This is a genomic window from Streptomyces sp. NPDC051563 (assembly GCF_044454225.1).
Lineage (GTDB): Bacteria > Actinomycetota > Actinomycetes > Streptomycetales > Streptomycetaceae > Streptomyces.
In genome coordinates this window covers 57489-73286 of record NZ_JBITDL010000018.1, presented here as the reverse complement: position 1 = coordinate 73286, position 15798 = coordinate 57489, and the positions used below count along the sequence as shown (strand labels likewise).

12 protein-coding genes and 1 tRNA gene are annotated in these 15798 nt (G+C 74.3%); 9 read left to right on the top strand and 4 right to left on the bottom strand.

Annotated features, from left to right (window positions below; all coding sequences use genetic code 11):
* The first annotated feature begins 165 nt into the window (after positions 1–165).
* The 4 genes from tmk (at position 166) to ACIA8F_RS22235 (ending at position 6720) form a co-directional block, all read left to right on the top strand.
* Positions 166–3459, top strand: coding sequence for a dTMP kinase (gene tmk, locus ACIA8F_RS22250; RefSeq protein WP_399381104.1), 3294 nt, complete (start codon positions 166–168; stop codon positions 3457–3459).
* 129 nt (positions 3460–3588) lie between these two features.
* Complete coding sequence (locus ACIA8F_RS22245) at positions 3589–4800, top strand: DNA polymerase III subunit delta' (RefSeq protein ID WP_399381102.1); 1212 nt, start codon at positions 3589–3591, stop codon at positions 4798–4800.
* Positions 4801–4969: 169 nt separating this feature from the next.
* Positions 4970–6541: an alpha/beta hydrolase gene (locus ACIA8F_RS22240; RefSeq protein ID WP_399381100.1), complete on the top strand. Its 1572-nt coding sequence runs from the start codon at positions 4970–4972 to the stop codon at positions 6539–6541.
* Positions 6542–6646: 105 nt separating this feature from the next.
* Positions 6647–6720 (top strand) — tRNA-Thr (locus ACIA8F_RS22235).
* Positions 6721–6950: 230 nt separating this feature from the next.
* Here ACIA8F_RS22235 and ACIA8F_RS22230 read toward each other — a convergent pair.
* The 3 genes from ACIA8F_RS22230 to ACIA8F_RS22220 all read right to left on the bottom strand — a co-directional run bounded on the left by ACIA8F_RS22230 (position 6951) and on the right by ACIA8F_RS22220 (position 9056).
* Positions 6951–7595, bottom strand: coding sequence for an MFS transporter (locus tag ACIA8F_RS22230; RefSeq protein ID WP_399381098.1), 645 nt, complete (start codon positions 7593–7595; stop codon positions 6951–6953).
* A 78-nt stretch (positions 7596–7673) separates the two neighbouring features.
* Positions 7674–8381, bottom strand: coding sequence for an MFS transporter (locus ACIA8F_RS22225; RefSeq protein WP_399381096.1), 708 nt, complete (start codon positions 8379–8381; stop codon positions 7674–7676).
* A 15-nt stretch (positions 8382–8396) separates the two neighbouring features.
* Positions 8397–9056, bottom strand: a complete 660-nt coding sequence (locus ACIA8F_RS22220) for an NADPH-dependent FMN reductase (RefSeq protein ID WP_399381094.1) — start codon at positions 9054–9056, stop codon at positions 8397–8399.
* 116 nt (positions 9057–9172) lie between these two features.
* Between ACIA8F_RS22220 and ACIA8F_RS22215 the strand changes: the two genes are divergently transcribed.
* The 5 genes from ACIA8F_RS22215 to ACIA8F_RS22195 all read left to right on the top strand — a co-directional run bounded on the left by ACIA8F_RS22215 (position 9173) and on the right by ACIA8F_RS22195 (position 13762).
* On the top strand, positions 9173–9862 hold the full coding sequence (locus tag ACIA8F_RS22215) for a TetR/AcrR family transcriptional regulator (protein ID WP_399381093.1): 690 nt from the start codon (positions 9173–9175) through the stop codon (positions 9860–9862).
* A 129-nt stretch (positions 9863–9991) separates the two neighbouring features.
* Complete coding sequence (locus ACIA8F_RS22210; RefSeq protein ID WP_399381276.1) at positions 9992–11158, top strand: serine hydrolase domain-containing protein; 1167 nt, start codon at positions 9992–9994, stop codon at positions 11156–11158.
* A 137-nt stretch (positions 11159–11295) separates the two neighbouring features.
* The gene (locus tag ACIA8F_RS22205) at positions 11296–11835 is read left to right on the top strand and encodes a GNAT family N-acetyltransferase (protein WP_399381092.1); all 540 of its coding nucleotides are present in this window, start codon (positions 11296–11298) and stop codon (positions 11833–11835) included.
* A gap of 65 nt (positions 11836–11900) precedes the next feature.
* The gene (locus tag ACIA8F_RS22200; protein ID WP_399381090.1) at positions 11901–12410 is read left to right on the top strand and encodes a SigE family RNA polymerase sigma factor; all 510 of its coding nucleotides are present in this window, start codon (positions 11901–11903) and stop codon (positions 12408–12410) included.
* A 77-nt stretch (positions 12411–12487) separates the two neighbouring features.
* Positions 12488–13762 (top strand): hypothetical protein, encoded by a 1275-nt coding sequence (locus tag ACIA8F_RS22195; RefSeq protein WP_399381088.1) that lies wholly within the window; start codon positions 12488–12490, stop codon positions 13760–13762.
* A gap of 12 nt (positions 13763–13774) precedes the next feature.
* On the opposite strand, the gene ACIA8F_RS22190 is transcribed toward ACIA8F_RS22195, so the two are convergent.
* The gene (locus ACIA8F_RS22190; RefSeq protein ID WP_399381086.1) at positions 13775–15439 is read right to left on the bottom strand and encodes a bifunctional 3'-5' exonuclease/DNA polymerase; all 1665 of its coding nucleotides are present in this window, start codon (positions 15437–15439) and stop codon (positions 13775–13777) included.
* Positions 15440–15798 lie beyond the last annotated feature (359 nt).

Here is a 15798-nt window from a genome sequence, read left to right as displayed (position 1 = left end):
TCCGGGCGGAGCCCGGGGAACGGTGGAAGGGCGGGTAGGGGACATGCCCCGCGCAGCGGCGGCACGGACCCCGCGGGCGGAGCCCCCGGGAGGTGGGTCGGGGGTCACACCGGACCTTGTCCACAGCCCTCCGCACCCGCCAAGCGCAGCGGATAGGCTGGGCGGATGACGCGAGCCGAGCAGCCAACGGTCGTGACCGCCACCGCCGACCCCGCCCCCACCTACGACGAAGCCCTCGCCGCGGATTCCCGCGAGCGTGCGGTGCGCGCCCTGCTGCGCACCCCGGGGCTGCGCCGTCTGTGGAGCGCGCAGTTGGTGAGCGGCATCGGCGATGCCCTCGCCCTGCTGGTCCTGGTGCTCCTGGTCTTCCAGGCGGCCGTGGACCAGGAACCCTTCGGGGGTGGTTACACCGGCTGGGCCTTCGCCGTGGCCGCCGTCTTCGGCGTCCGCGTGCTGTCCACCGTCCTCTTCGGTGCGGTCCTCCTCGGCCCCCTGTCCCAGCTCACGGCCCCCGGCGGCAAGCTGGACCGCCGCTGGACGATGATCGGCGCCGACGGACTGCGGCTCGGCCTCTTCGTCGTGGCCCCGCTCTGGCTCGACTGGATCGGGCAGAACGCGGTCACCGCCCTGCTCGCCACCGTGTTCGTCTCCGGCGCCGCCGAGCGGATGTGGGTGCTGGCCAAGGACAGCGCCGCGCCCGGCCTGCTGCCGGGGCCGCCGCCGGAGGGCGCGACCGTCCGGCCGCTGCCCGACCACCTCGACGCCCTGCGCCGGCTGAACCTGCGCACCGCCTTCGCCGCGCTGCCGATCGCCGCGACCGCGCTCCTCGCCTCGACGCTGATCGGCAAGGCCCTCGGCCTGGGCATCGGCTGGTTCGCCGAGAACCAGGCGGCCCTGGGTTCGTACGTGGCCTCCGGGCTGTTCGCCGCCTCCGTATCGCTGCTGCTCCCGCTCGTGCTGCCCGCGACGAAGACCCCGCGTCCGCGCTCCCCGCTGGAGGGCCTGCGCGCCCCCAAGGCGGGGGACCGGCCGGAGAAGGGGCGCACCGGGGCCATCCCGCTGCTCGTCCTCGTCTGCGCAGCCGTCGCCGGAGCCGTGGCCTCGGCCGCCGCCGTGGCCGTCCTGCACGCCACCGACCTGGGGGGCGGAGCGGCCGCGTTCTCGCTGTTCGTACTGGCCCTGCTCGGCGGCACCGCCCTCGGCATCCGCGCCACCCAGGCCGGCAAGGTGCTCCCCTCCCTGTCCCGGCGCCGCCTGCTGGCGCTGGCCGTCGGGGTGGCCGGGCTGGCGCTGCTGCTGACCGGGCTGGTGCCGGACACCTCGACGGTGGTGTTCCTCTCGCTGCTCGCCGGCACCGCCGCGGGCGTTGCCGCGAACACCGGGCACACGCTGCTCGACCAGGAGACCGAGGAGTTCCGCCGGGCCCGGGTCACCGAGCACCTGCAGGCCGTCGTCCGGGTCGCCGTGGCCGTCGGGGCCGTGGCCGCCCCGCTGCTCGCCGCCCTGATCGGACCGCACCGGCTGGCCGCCGGCGAGGTCGTCTTCGCCCACGGTGGCGCGGCCTTCACCCTGATGCTGGTCGGCGCCCTGCTGCTGCCGGTCGCCGTCATCGTCCTGGCCAAGGCCGACGACCGCAGCGGCGTACCGCTGCGCCGCGACCTGCGCGAGGCGCTGCGGGGCGGGGAGCCGGTGCAGGCCGCGTCCGACGCCGGGTTCTTCATCGCCCTGGAGGGCGGCGACGGCGCAGGCAAGTCCACCCAGGTGCAGGCCATGGCCGACTGGATACGGGCCAAGGGCCACGAGGTCGTCGTCACGCGCGAGCCCGGGGCCACCCCGGTCGGCAAGCGGCTGCGTTCGATCCTGCTCGACGTGTCCTCCGCCGGCCTGTCGAACCGCGCCGAGGCCCTGCTGTACGCGGCCGACCGCGCCGAGCACGTGGACACCGTCGTACGGCCCGCCCTGGAGCGCGGCGCGGTGGTCATCACCGACCGCTACGTCGACTCCTCGGTCGCCTACCAGGGCGCCGGCCGGGACCTGTCCCCGACCGAGATCGCCCGCATCTCGCGCTGGGCCACCGACGGGCTCGTACCGAACCTGACCGTGCTGCTCGACGTGTCGCCGGAGACGGCCCGGGAGCGGTTCACCGAGGCCCCGGACCGGCTGGAGTCGGAGCCCGCGGAGTTCCACCAGCGGGTGCGCGCCGGATTCCTGACCCTGGCCGCGGCCGACCCGGGGCGCTACCTGGTGGTCGACGCGGGCCAGGACCCGGAGTCGGTCAGCACCGTCGTGCGCCACCGGCTGGACCGGATGCTCCCCCTGTCGGAGGCCGAGGTGGCCGCGCAGGCGGAGGCCCGTCGGCTCGCCATCGAGGAAGCCAGGCGCAAGGCCGAGGAAGAGGCCGCGCGCAAGGCGGAGGAAGCCCGGCTGCTGGCCGAGGAAGAGGCCCGCAAGGTCCGCGAGGCCGAGGAGGCCCGGATCGCGGCCGAGGCGGAGGCCGCCCGTAAGGCGGAGGAGGCCCGGCTGCGCGCCGAGGAGGAGGCCCGTGCGCGGGCCGAGGCCGAGCGGCTGCGGCGGGAGGCCGAGGAGAAGGCCCGCGCGGTGGAGCAGGAGCGGCTGCGCCAGCAGGCGCAGGAGGAGGCCCGGCTGCGCGCCGAGGCCGAGGAGCGCCGCCTGGAGAAGCAGCGGCGGGCCGAGGAGGCCCTGCTGAAGGCCGAGGAGGCGCGGCGGCTGGCCGAGGCCTCGGCGGCCGAGGCGGCGGCGAAGTCCGCGGCTGCCGCGGCTGCTGCCTCGGTGGCGGCTGCTTCGGCGTCCGTGCCGGCGGCTCCTGCGGCTGCGCCCGCGGCTCCCGCTGCGGATCCGGCTTCCGCGCCCAAGGCCGACCTGCGCAAGGAGCCGCACCACGACGAGGCCGTCACGGTCGAGACGCCGTTCGTGAAGCGGGTCGTGCAGCCGGACGACGTCACCCAGACGGTCCCGGTCCCGCAGGCGGATCCGGCGGCCCGTCCCGCCCCCGCGGCGGGTCCGGCGGACGAGACGGCGGTGCTTCCGCCCGTACGCGCGACCCGTCCGGCGGACGAGACGGCGGTCCTGCCGCCCGTACGCGGGAGCGGTCCGGCCGATGAGACCGCGGTGCTGCCGCCCGTACGCCCCACGGGCGCGGGCGAGGCCGCGGCGACGCGGCCGGCGGCGCCCCGGGCCTCGTACTCCGCGTCGCGGCCGACCGCCCAGCGCCCCGAGGAGAACCCGGCCGACCGGGTCCCGCCGGGCATCTTCCGCGACTCGGGCAACGAGGCGACCCGTGAACTGCCCCAGCTCACCGAGGACGGCCGGCCGCGCCGGCCCCGCTCGGACTGGGCGGAGGAGACTCCGCTGGACGATCTGCCGACGCTGGCGGACGAGCTGCTGGGACCGCGCCGGGACGACGAGGACGACCAGGGCCGGGGGCCGCGCCGCCGCTGACGGCCGCTGACCGCCGGTGGCGGTGGCGGTGGTGTGAGCGGGCCGGGATTGTCAGTGGGAGCCGCCACACTGGGTGAGCAGACGGCACGCAGGGTACGGACGGCACGCGAGGGAAAGGTGGTGGGCGGGATGCCCGTATGGGACGACCTGGTGGGACAGGAGCGGGTCCAGACGCAGCTGGCCGCCGCCGCGGTCGACGCCGACGCCCTGGTCACCGCCATCGAAGCGGGGAGCCCGCCGCCGGCCGCCTCCAAGATGACGCACGCCTGGCTGTTCACCGGCCCGCCCGGTTCGGGACGGGCCACGGCCGCCCGCGCCTTCGCGGCCGCGCTCCAGTGCACCAGTCCGGACCGCGCCCTGGGCGGGGAGCCGGGCTGCGGGTTCTGCGACGGCTGCCACACCACCGTGATCGGTACGCACGCCGATGTGGAGATCGTCCGTACCGATCAGCTGTCCATCGGTGTGAAGGACACCCGCGCCCTGGTACGCCGGGCGCAGCTCTCCCCGGCCGTCGGACGCTGGCAGGTCATCGTCCTGGAGGACGCCGACCGGCTGACGGAAGGCGCGGGCAACGTCCTGCTCAAGGCCGTGGAGGAGCCCGCTCCGCGGACCGTGTGGCTGCTGTGCGCCCCCTCGCTGGAGGACGTGCTGCCCACCATCCGCTCCCGCTGCCGGCACCTCTCGCTGCGCACCCCGCCGGTGTCCGCCGTCGCCGAGGTACTGGTGCGGCGCGACGGCATCGAGCCGGCCGTGGCGCAGGCCGCCGCCCGCGCCACCCAGGGGCACATCGGCCGGGCCCGCCGGCTCGCCACCGACGAGGCGGCCCGTTCACGGCGCACCACCGTGCTGCGGCTGCCGCTGCGCGTGGCCGACGTCGGCGACTGCCTGAAGGCGGCGCAGGAGCTGGTGGACGCCGCCGCGGAGGACGCCAAGCAGGTCGCGGAGGAAGTCGACACCAAGGAGACCGAGGAGCTGCGGGCAGCGCTCGGCGCCGGAGCGGGCACGGGCGGACGGATGCCGCGCGGTACGGCGGGCGTGATGAAGGAGCTGGAGGACCGGCAGAAGCGCCGGCGTACCCGTACGCAGCGCGACAGCCTCGACCTGGCCCTGACCGACCTCACCGGCTTCTACCGGGACGTGCTGGCCCTCCAGCTCGGCTCCGCACTGGCCATCGCGAACGAAGAGATACGGCACGACCTGGACCGGATCGCCCGCGAGTCGGGCCCGGAGCGCACGCTGCGGCGGATCGAGGCGATCATCGCGTGCCGGCAGGCGCTGGACCGCAACGTCGCCCCGCTGCTCGCCGTCGAGGCGATGACGATGTCGCTGCGCGCGGGCTGACGCGGGGGCTGCGACTCGGGTTGACGGCCTCACCCGTTCGAGGGGTCCGGGCGGCGGGCCGCAGACGCCGCCGGTCCGTGCGGGGCGGCGCCCCGTGCCCGGGCGGCCGCCCGCTGCCCGGCGCGGGTGGCACCGCCCCGGGTCTGCCCGCAGGCCGTAGGCTCCGGGAATGGACACCAGTCGCCTGCTGCGCACCACCGGGACCGTGATCGCCGCCGCGGGGCTACTGCTCTCCGGGTGCACTTCGGGCGGTTCGGGAACACCCCGCGCCGCCGCGTCCTCCGGCGGGGCCTCGAAGGCGCCGTCGGCCGAGCCGGCCGCCGTCCCGGCCGCGCTGCGCCCGTACTACGACCAGAAGCTGACCTGGCGCGCGTGCGGTGTGCCCGGCTTCGACTGCACCACCATGAAGGTCCCGCTGGACTACGAGAACCCCGGGGCCGGGGACATCGACATCGCGGTGTCCCGCCGCAAGGCCACGGACCCCTCCAAGCGGCTCGGCTCGCTCGTGGTGAACCCGGGCGGACCGGGCGGCTCGGGCATCGGCTACCTCCAGGCGTACGCGGGCATCGGCTACCCGGCGCCGGTGCGCGCCGCGTACGACATGGTCTCCTTCGACCCGCGCGGCGTGGACCGCAGCAGTCCCGTGGAGTGCCTGGACGGCCCGGCGATGGACAAGTACACCCAGGTGGACCAGACGCCGGACTCGGCTGCGGAGCAGGCCCTGCTGGTGGCCGCCTTCAAGGAGTTCGCGGCCGCCTGCCAGGCGCACTCGCAGCGGGTCCTGCCGCACGTGTCCACGGTCGACGCCGCCCGTGACATGGACGTGCTGCGTGCGGTGCTGGGCGACGAGAAGCTGAACTACGTCGGAGCCTCGTACGGCACGTTCCTCGGGGCGACGTACGCCGACCTCTTCCCCGGCCGGACCGGACGGCTGGTCCTGGACGGGGCGATGGACCCCTCCCGGCCCGCGCTCGAACTGAACCGGGACCAGACGGAGGGCTTCGAGACCGCCTTCCGGGCCTTCGCCGCGGACTGCGCGAAGCAGCCGGACTGCCCGCTCGGCCAGGGCACCCCGGAACAGGTCGCGGGGCGGTTGAAGGATTTCTTCCAGAAGGTCGACGCCCAGCCGATCACCACGTCCGACCGGTCGCGCACCGCGCTCGGCGAGTCGCTGGCGACGACCGGGGTGATCGCCGCGCTGTACGACGAGAACTCCTGGCCGCAGCTGCGCGAGGCCCTGGGTTCCGCGATCAAGGAGGGCGACGGCGACGGGCTGCTCGCCCTCGCCGACAGCTATTACGAGCGCGGGCCGGACGGCAAGTACGCCAACCTCATGTCGGCGAACGCCGCCGTCAACTGCCTCGACCAGCCCGCGGCCTTCACCGGGCCCGGTGCGGTCGAGAAGGCGCTGCCCTCCTTCGAGAAGGCCTCTCCGGTCTTCGGCGCGGGCCTGGCCTGGGCCTCGATGAACTGCACGTACTGGCCGACGAAGGCCACCGGCACGGCCGAGGCCCTGCACGCGAAGGGCTCCGCCCCGATCGTGGTGGTCGGCACCACCCGCGACCCGGCGACCCCGTACAAGTGGGCCCAGGCCCTGGCGGGCCAGCTCGACTCGGGCGTCCTGCTCACCTACGACGGCGACGGCCACACGGCGTACGGCCGGGGCAGCGACTGCATCGACTCCGCGATCAACCGCTACCTCCTGGAAGGCACCGCCCCCGAGGACGGCAAGAAGTGCTGACCCCCGCCACCGCCCCCTGTTCGGGGCACCCCGTTTAACCCTGTAGACTTTGGCCCGCTGCTGATGAGAGCCTCCCGCCAGGGAAGTCCTCGTCTTCCCAGCGGTGCCGCCTTAGCTCAGCTGGCCAGAGCAACGCACTCGTAATGCGTAGGTCTCGGGTTCGAATCCCGAAGGCGGCTCGGATTAGCCCCAGGACTCACTCGCCGTGACCTGGGGCTTTTTCATGCCCCGACGGGGCTCGACGGGACCCGTGTGCGGGCCGGTTGCCGGCCGGGTTGCCCGGTCTCCTTTCTGGTCTCAGAGGCCTGCCTGTGGGGTTCGGGGCTTGCCGGCATTCTCGGCGGTGGCTTGGCCGCGCTGTTCGTCGCGCTGGGTGCGCGCTTCCTGGTGGTCGGGGGAGGGCGGAGCGTCAGGGGTGGTGGGTGGGGAGGCGGGATGCCGGGAGGAGGGCCAGGGCTAGGAGGGTTGCTGCGAGGGCGTACGTGGTGCGGAAGCCTTGTGGGGTGGTGCCTGTCGTGGTCAGGGTGACCGAGAGGAGGGCCGTGCCCACCGAGGCGCCTATCTGGGAGTTGATGCTGAGGAGGGTGCTCGCCGCGGTCATCCGGGATCTGGGGAGGTCACGGCTCGCGGTGGTCATCGTCGGCATCAGGACCATGCCGGCGCCGATCCCCATGACGACCGAGGCGGCGACGAAGCGCCAGGGCGCCGAATCCGGGGATCCGGCCTGGAGGGCGGTCAGGGCCATGCCCAGGGCGCCCACCGCGATGCCGGTGCGGATCAGGCGGCGCGGGGAGACCTTGTCCACGCGGCGCGAGGCGATCTGCATGACCAGCCCTACGGTGAGGCCGGCCGGTGCGCCCAGCAGGCCGGCCGCCGTGGCGGTCATGCCGCGGCCCTGCTGCCAGTACATCGGTCCGAGCAGCATGGAGCCGAAGTAGCCGCAGGTGAAGAGGGTGAGGGTGGCGATGCCCGCCCGGAAGGTGCGGTCGCCCAGCAGCCGCAGGTCGAGCAGCGGCTTCCGGGCGGTCAGGGCCCGGCGGGCGAAGGCGGCCACGAGGACGGCGCCGGCCAGGGTGGGGAACAGGGCGTCGGGCGCGTTGAAGGTGCCGCCCTCCCCGCCGCGGGCCAGGCCTTAGAGGAGCAGGGCGAGGCCGGGGGACAGCATCAGCAGGCCGGGTACGTCGAGCCGGGGCGCGGCCGACGGGTCGCCCGGTGCGTCGGGGCGCAGGAGCTTCGCGGCGAGCAGCAGGGCCACGGCGCCGACGGGCAGGTTGACCAGGAAGATCCACTGCCAGGACGCGGAGTCGACCAGCCAGCCGCCCAGCACCGGGCCGGCCACCGGCCCGACGATGATGGGCAGTCCGAGCAGGGCCATGACCCGCCCGAGCCGGGCCGGGTCGGCCGTGCGCATCACCATGGCCATGCCGACGGGCATGAGCAGGCCGCCGCCGAGGCCCTGTACCGCGCGGAAGGCGATCAGGCTCCCGGCGCTCCAGGCGCAGGCGGCGAGCAGCGATCCGAGCGAGAACAGGGTGAGGGCGCCCAGGTAGGTGCGTTTGGCGCCGAAGCGGCCCATCGCCCAGGCCGAGGCCGGGATGACGGCGGCGAGCGCGAGCGTGTACGCGCTGGCGGCCCACTGGATGGTCGCCAGGGGTGCGTGGAAGGCCTCGGAGAGGCGGTGCAGGGCGACGTTGACGATGGTCATGTCGAGCACCGACATGACGGAGCCGACGATGACCACGCCCGCGGTGCGCCGCAGGAGCACCGCGTCGGATGCCGCGGCGGGGGAGCCGCGCGTGGCCGTGGGGGCGGGCCCGCCGGGTTTCAGGGTCGTACGCATCCTCGTGCCGCCCCCTCAGCCCTGGTACGGGTGGTCGGCGCGGGCGGTGCGCAGGGCCCGTCCCCACCAGGCCAGCTGGCCGATCATGCCCTTGACCGCGCCTTCGGCCACGGCGGTGTCGCGCGGAACGCCGTCCGGGCCGAGTCCGGACCACGGCCCGTGCAGGCTGACGGAGTCGCGGACGGTCACGGCGTGCAGTTCGGCGAAGACCAGCCGGAGCTGCTCGACGGCGCGCAGGCCGCCGCCGAGGCCGCCGTAGGAGACGAAGCCGGCCGGCTTGGCGCGCCATTCCTCGCGGTGCCAGTCGATGAGGTTCTTCAGTACGGCCGGGAAGCTGTGGTTGTACTCGGGGGTGACGATGACGAAGGCCTCGGCGGCGGCCAGCCGCGGGCTGACCTCCGCGAGGGCGGCGGCCGCCTGCGGGCCCGGGGAACCGCCCCAGCCGGGCATGGCCAGCGGCAGGTCGACGTCGGCGAGGTCGATGAGGTCGAGGTCCAGGCCGCCGACGGCGCGCGCGGCGCCGAGGAACCAGTCGGCGACGGCGGGGCCCTGCCGGCCCTCGCGGACGCTGCCGAGGATGACGGCGACGCGCAGTGGAGCGTCCGCGGAAGCGGGAACGGGAGCGGGAGCGGGCGCAGCGGAGGCGGAGGCGGGAGTGGAAGCGGTGGTGGGCATGGCGGCAGGGTCCCCTCGTCGGCGGGGCGGTCGCTCGGTGCGGCCGCTCCTCCGGTAAAGTACAACGGGCGTTGTAAAAAGTGCAACGAATGTTGTACTTCTCGAGTGGAGGTCAAGTGAACGCCGGAACGAATGGAACGAGCGGAACCACTGGAACCGCTGCAACCAGCGCCAAGAAGCTGGAGAAGCAGCTCGCCATCGCGAGCGCGTCCTGCGGGGTCTTCGGCCGCGAGGGCTATACCCGCGCCTCGGTCGACGCCCTCGCCGCCGCGGCCGGCGTCTCGACCCGCACGCTCTACAACCACTTCCCGGGCGGCAAGGCGATGCTCTTCGCCACCGTCGTCACCTGGACCTCGGGCCAGGTGCGCGACGCCCAGATCGCCCAGATCGAAGCCGTCCTGAACCCCGAGCGCCCGCCCCGCCCCGAGGACCTGGAGCGGGACCTGGTCGCCTTCGCCCACCGGGTCATCGGGCTCATGACCGACTACGCCGACCACTTCGCCCTCGTGCGCCACATCCACGCCGAGGCCGACCACGTGCCGCCGGAGGTGCTGGAGGCCTGGGCGAACGCCGGCCCCGGCCCGGTGTCCCGCGCCCTCGCGGACGCGATGGCCGGCCTCGACGCGGCCGGGCTGATCGACGTACGCGGCGACGCGATGCTGGCGGGCGCCCACTTCATGGCGCTGACCTCGCACTCGATCGTGCAGCTCTCGCACTACGGGGTCCTGCCCCTCTCGCGGGAGCAGACCGACCACCTGATCGCAGGCGGCGTGGGCACCTTCCTCCGCGCCTACCAGGCGAGTTGAGCCGCACACGTACCGAGACGCCCCGGTCTCCCGGTCGCCCGGTTCCGTGGGCGGGGCTACGTTGGACGGGTGAGCACGACACGGTTGCGCAGGGCGGCTGTGGGGGTGGCCGCGGTGGGGCTCCTCCTGATGGTGCCCGTGGGGGCCGGTGCCGGGTACGCCGTGGACGTGCCGGCACCACCGGCGGCGAGCAGTCAGGCCGCCGCATCCGATGTATTTCCGCAGCTCAGTCCGGCCGTGGCGCGGCAGTTGGACGATGCCGTCCGGAAGGTGATGGACGAGGCCCACGTGCCCGGGGTGCAGGTGGCCCTGTCGGCGCCGGGCAAGGGAGCGTACGTACGGGCCTTCGGCGTGGCCGACAAGGCCACCGGGGCGGCTATGACGGACGGCCTCAACATGCGGATCGGCAGCGAGACCAAGACCTTCACCGTGACCGCGATGCTGAAGCTCGTCGACGAGGGCAAGATCGGGCTGGACGACCCCATCGGGAAGTACATCGACGGCGTGCCGAACGGCGACCGGATCACGCTGCGCGAGCTGGCCGGCATGCGCAGCGGCCTCTTCAACTACTCGGCCGACGAGGGCTTATTCAAGGCGCTGACCAGCGATCCCCGGCGGCCCTTCACCCCGCAGGAACTGCTCGCCTACTCCTTCAAGCACCCGGTGCTCTTCGAGCCGAACGCGAAGTTCGACTACTGCAACACCAACCTGATCCTGATCGGGCTCGTCGTGGAGAAGATCAGCGGGCGGACGCTCGCCGACTACATCACGAAGAACGTCATCGAGCCGGCCGGGCTGAAGAACACCCTCTTCCCGACCGGCGCCGAGTTCCCGGCCCCGCACGCCCAGGGCTATACGGACCAGACGGCCTCGGGGAAGGTCGAGGACGCGGCCGACTGGAACCCCTCCTGGGGCTGGGCCGCCGGAGCGATGATCTCCGACCTCCCGGACCTGCGGCGGTGGGCCGAGGTGCTGGCCACCGGTGAGCTGCTCACCCCCGCGACCCAGGCCGAGCGGCTCGATGTCGTACCGGCCCTGCCGGGCACCGGCTACGGACTGGGGATCTTCAACGTCCAGGGGTGGATCGGGCACAACGGCTCCATCCCGGGCTACCAGACCCTGGCCGTCTACGACGCGCGGTCCAAGGCCACCCTGGTCGTCCTGCTCAACACCGACATCTCCGCCGAGGGCCAGGAGCCGAGCACGCTGTTCGGCGAGGCGATCACCAGGATCGTCACCCCGCAGCACGTCTACACCCTCCCGGCCCAGCCCGTCACCGGGGACGAGAGCCACTGACCGTCTCCGCCGGCGCGCGTTCCGTCGCGGGGCCGGTCCCGCCCTGCCGGGCCCCCGTGGCGCAGGGCGGCGCCGGTGGGCGGGGAGCCCCCGCGCACAATGGGACCGGCGGCGCGGGAGTGGACGAGGAGAGCGATATGAACGGTCGGACGACGCAGGGCGAAGCCGTGGAGGCCGGATCCGCGGCCGAAGGGGGCAAGGTGGTCCTGCGCGAGGCGGGCGAGGCGGATCTGGACATCGCCGCCGAGCTCTTCCGCGGCTACCTGGAGTTCTACGAGGTGGAGGTCGAGGACCCGGAGCGGCCGCGGGCCTTCCTGGCGGAGCGGCTGGCGGGCGGGGACTCCTTCATCCTGCTCGCCGAGGTCCCGGGTGCGGGCACGGTCGGCTTCACACAGGTCTACCCGATGATCTCCTCGTTGGCGATGAAGCCCGCCTGGCTGCTGGGCGACCTGTACGTGGCCCCGGCCGGCCGCCGTACGGGCGCGGGCCGCGCGCTGCTGCGCGAGGTGCTGCGCCGGGCGCGGGAGGCCGGGGTCTCGGGCGTGCAGCTGGAGACGGCGTACGACAACCTCGTCGCGCAGGGGCTGTACGAGGCGGAGGGCTTCGTCCGCGAGGAGTTCCACATGTACTTCAACGACCTCCACGACCTCTCGGGGACTGCTCCTGAAGGAGTTTGAGGTCGGCTGAAACATTCTGGGCCCCCGTCGCGTCATTGGAGTGAGACGGACGCGAGGGGGAGCGGATGGGGTACGGACGCAGAGAGGGGTTCCGCGAGTTCGCGGAGGGCCGGTCGGCGCACTTGTACCGGTCGGCCTGTCTGCTGACGAGCGGTGACACCCACCTCGCGGAGGATCTCGTACAGGAGACCCTCGGGCGGATGTACCTGCTCTGGGCACGCGTCGCGCGGATCGACAATCCGGCGGCGTACGCGCACACCGTCCTGGTGCGCGCCTTCCTGACGCACCAGCGCCGCCGGTCGGCGGGGGAGCGTCCGGTCGATGAGTTCCCCGACGCGGGCGCACCGGCCGGCGGCGATCCCGCGCTGCGGCTGACCCTGCTGGAGGCGCTGGGGCGGCTCGCGGCCAAGGACCGGGCGGTCCTGGTGCTGCGGTACTGGGAGGACCGCAGCGTCGAGGAGACCGCCGACGTGATGAACGTCAGCTCGGCGGCGGTACGGACCCGCAGCTCGCGTGCGCTGAGCCGGCTGCGGGAGCAACTGGGCGGCTCGCTCGCGGAGTTCGCGGGGCGCTGAGACCCGGTCCGCTCGTGTGTGCACCGTTTCCGCTTTTCTCATCCCATGATCCCTGTGAACGGAAGGCCTGATTCCGCATGCCCTTTGAAGATGAGCTCGGTGATGCCCTCCGGCGCACCGGTGACGGTTTCACCTCCGAGGGCCGCGACCTCGTGGACGCCGGGGAGCGGCGCGGCCGCCGGATGGTGGCCCGTCGCCGGGCCGCCATGGCCGGCGGCTCGGCCCTCGCCCTGGCCCTGATCGGCACCGCCGGGGCCTACGCGAGCGGGCTGCTCGGGCCCGCCCGTGACGGGGGCCGGGCGAACGTGGCGGCCTCGCCGGAGCTGCCCGCGCCGGGAGGATCGGCGCCGGCGCAGCGCCGTAGCCGCGTCGGAACCGGCGCCGTCTCCGCGGAACAGCTGACCGGGGTGCTCAAGCAGCTCCTGCCGCAGGGCACGCTCAGCAACACCGAGGCGCGGGGAACGGAAGACGAGCTCGGCCCGATGGTGACCGCGGTCTTCGACGACGGCGAGGGCCAGAGCCGCATCGGCTTCAGCCTCCACCGGGTCGACCCGCAGGGCGCGAGGGCCGAGGACATGCTCAAGTGCCCCTCCAGGACCACGACGAAGTTCGACAGCTGCACCTCGGAGAAGCTCGCGGACGGTTCGCGGCTGCACCTCTACAAGGGCTACGTGTTCCCGGACAAGCGGGCGGACGTCAAGTCCTGGCGCGCCATCGTCGTGACCCCGCAGGGGTTCATGGTGGACGCCCACGAGGAGAACGCGGCGGAGGAGAAGGGCGCGCCCGTCACCCGTCCGGCGCCGCCGCTCACGATCGCGCAGCTCCAGGCGCTCGTGACCTCCCCGCTGTGGCACCCGGCCCTGAACGACCTGCCCGCCGCCGGTCAGGAGGAGCAGCCCGGGGCGGCCGCCCGCTCGGGGGCGAAGGCGGTGGACATCCTGGAGGAACTGCTGCGCACGGACGGCATCCCGGTCGTGAGCCGGGACGACGACGGGCCCGACCTGGGCTACCTGGTCCTCGACGAGGGCAAGGGCAAGTCGCTGGTCAGCCTCCAGATCCAGACGGTCGACCCGAAGCACCCGGAAACGTGGGCCGACCTGTTCACGGCCGCCGAGACGCTGCCGGACGGAACGAAGGTCCTGACCCGGCAGCAGGACGGGGAGAAGGGCGGGGCCGGCGTGGTCTGGTGGAGCGTCGAAGCACTGCGGCCGAACGGGACCCGGCTGATCGTGAACGCCTTCAACGCCGAGACCCAGTCGTCGGACGCGACCCGGACGGCGCCGGTGCTGCCGCTGCAGCGACTGAAGGAGCTCGCCTCCAGCCCGAAGTGGGGCTCGGAGTACGGGCAGTAGGGCTCTGGAGGGTCACTTCGCGTCCGCGTAGCACTCCACGACGGCCGTCGTGAACGGGAAGCGGACCGGGGTGTCGCCGAAGGTGAGACGGCCGGCCAGGTCGCCCGCCGCGCGGATCGCCTCGGCCACGGCCGGGACCTCCTCCTCGGGGCAGTGCACGATGACCTCGTCGTGCTGGAAGAACACCAGCTCGGCCCGCATCCCCGCCTCCGCGAGCGACCGGCGCAGGGCCGCGAGCAGGAGCAGCGCCCAGTCCGCGGCGCTGCCCTGCACGACGAAGTTGCGGGTGAAACGGCCGCGGGCCCGGGCATCGGTCGAGGCGTAGCTCGGCACCCAGCCGTCGGGGGCCTCCTCCGCCTCCTCCGGATCGGCCGCCGGCGGGCAGGTCCGGCCCAGCCAGGTCCGTACGAGCCGCCCCTCCTCGCCCGCCTTCGCGGCGTCGTCCACGTAGGCCACGGCCCGGGGGAAGCGGCGGCGCAGGGCGGCCAGGTTCTTCAGGCCGTCCCCGGAGGTCTGCCCGTACACCGCGCCGAGCACGGCGATCTTCGCCATGTCGCGGTCGCCGGAGAAGCCCTGGCGGGAGATGGAGGTGTACAGGTCCTCGGGGCGGCCCGCCACCTCCATGAAGGCGGGGTCGCGGGAGATCGCGGCGAGCACCCTGGGCTCCATCTGGTCGGCGTCGGCCACGACGAGCCGCCAGCCGGGATCGGCGACGACGGCCCTGCGGATCACCTTCGGGATCTGCAGGGCGCCGCCGCCGTTGGTGACCCAGCGGCCGGTGTAGGTGCCGCCGGGGATGAACTCGGGGCGGAAGCGGCCGTCGTGGACCCAGTCCGCGAGCCAGGACCAGCCGTGGGCGGTGTAGATCCGGTACAGCTTCTTGAAGGCGAGCAGGGGCTTCACGGCCGGATGCTCCAGATCCTGGATCTCCCAGCGCCGGGTGGACTTGAGCTTGATCCCGGCCTCCGCGAAGGCCTTGATGACGTCGGCGGCCAGCTCGGGCCGCACGCGGCGGCCGAACGCCGCCGAGACCTCGTCGGCCAGCTCCGCGAGCCGGCGCGGCTGCCCGCGGCCCGCGTACCGCTCGCCGAGCAGCTCGGTGAGCAGGGCCCGGTGGACGTCGGCCCGCCAGGGCAGGCCCGCACGGTTCATCTCGGCCGCTACGAGGAAGGCCGCCGACTCGGAGGCCACGAGCAGCCGCATCCGGTCGGGGTGGGCGGTCGCGCCGAGCCGTTTCGCCTGGTCGGCGTGGACGGCGACGAGGGCCTCGAGCGGGACGGGGGCCGGCTGGGGGTCGAAGAGCGAGTGCTGGCTGCCCGGCTCCGCGGCGCGCTGCGGGGGATCGGGCGGTACGGGTGCGTTCGTGAGGCGGGCCCAGGCGGCGGCCGCGGAGCGGGGTTCGCCGAGGCGGCCCTCGTGGGCGAGCAGCAACAGCTCGGCGTCCTCGATGTCGTGGCAGCGGTCCACGCGGGCGCCGGCGGCGAGCAGGCGGGGGTACACCGCGGGGGTCGACCGCCAGACCCAGCGGGTGCCGGCGGGGGCTGCGCGGATCGCCTCGGCGGGGTCGGCGACCGCGATGCGGGCTCCGCCCGTGGGGGCGTCCAGGGGTGCGGCGTGCCAGTGGCCGTCGCCGTCCTCGGCGAGGGCCCACCGGGGGGTGTGCTCGTGCTCGCTCATGAGTTCTCGCTCATGAGTGCGAGTGTCCCACCGGGGTCTGACAGGGTCCGTGCGCGGCGCGCTGGCACAGGTGTGCGCCGCTGCTGCTGCCCTGCGGGGCCGTCCCCTACCCGCCCTTCCACCGTTCCCCGGGCGCTGCCCGGAGCCCGGGGGGGGGGGGGGGGGGGGGGGGGGGGGGGGGGGGGGGGGGGGGGGGGGGGGGGGGGGGGGGGGGGCCGGGGGGCGGGGGCGCCGGCCCCCCGCGCCGCCCCCCCCCGCGGGGGGGGGGGGGGGGGGGGGGGGGGGGGGGGGGTCCGGGGCGGCCCCCGCCCCCCCGGGGGCCCCCCCCCACCCCCCGCGCCTCAAACGCCGGCGGGGCT

Excerpts from the sequence above, each read along its gene's own strand:
- ACIA8F_RS22210 (WP_399381276.1), top strand. The coding sequence starts at position 9,992 with ATGGTGCCCGTGGGGGCCGGTGCCGGGTACGCCGTGGACGTGCCGGCA.
- tmk (WP_399381104.1), top strand. The coding sequence starts at position 166 with ATGACGCGAGCCGAGCAGCCAACGGTCGTGACCGCCACCGCCGACCCC.
- ACIA8F_RS22190 (WP_399381086.1), bottom strand. The coding sequence starts at position 15,439 with ATGAGCGAGCACGAGCACACCCCCCGGTGGGCCCTCGCCGAGGACGGC.
- ACIA8F_RS22220 (WP_399381094.1), bottom strand. The coding sequence starts at position 9,056 with ATGCCCACCACCGCTTCCACTCCCGCCTCCGCCTCCGCTGCGCCCGCT.
- ACIA8F_RS22240 (WP_399381100.1), top strand. The coding sequence starts at position 4,970 with ATGGACACCAGTCGCCTGCTGCGCACCACCGGGACCGTGATCGCCGCC.
- ACIA8F_RS22205 (WP_399381092.1), top strand. The coding sequence starts at position 11,296 with ATGAACGGTCGGACGACGCAGGGCGAAGCCGTGGAGGCCGGATCCGCG.
- ACIA8F_RS22245 (WP_399381102.1), top strand. The coding sequence starts at position 3,589 with ATGCCCGTATGGGACGACCTGGTGGGACAGGAGCGGGTCCAGACGCAG.
- ACIA8F_RS22195 (WP_399381088.1), top strand. The coding sequence starts at position 12,488 with ATGCCCTTTGAAGATGAGCTCGGTGATGCCCTCCGGCGCACCGGTGAC.
- ACIA8F_RS22200 (WP_399381090.1), top strand. The coding sequence starts at position 11,901 with ATGGGGTACGGACGCAGAGAGGGGTTCCGCGAGTTCGCGGAGGGCCGG.
- ACIA8F_RS22225 (WP_399381096.1), bottom strand. The coding sequence starts at position 8,381 with ATGCGTACGACCCTGAAACCCGGCGGGCCCGCCCCCACGGCCACGCGC.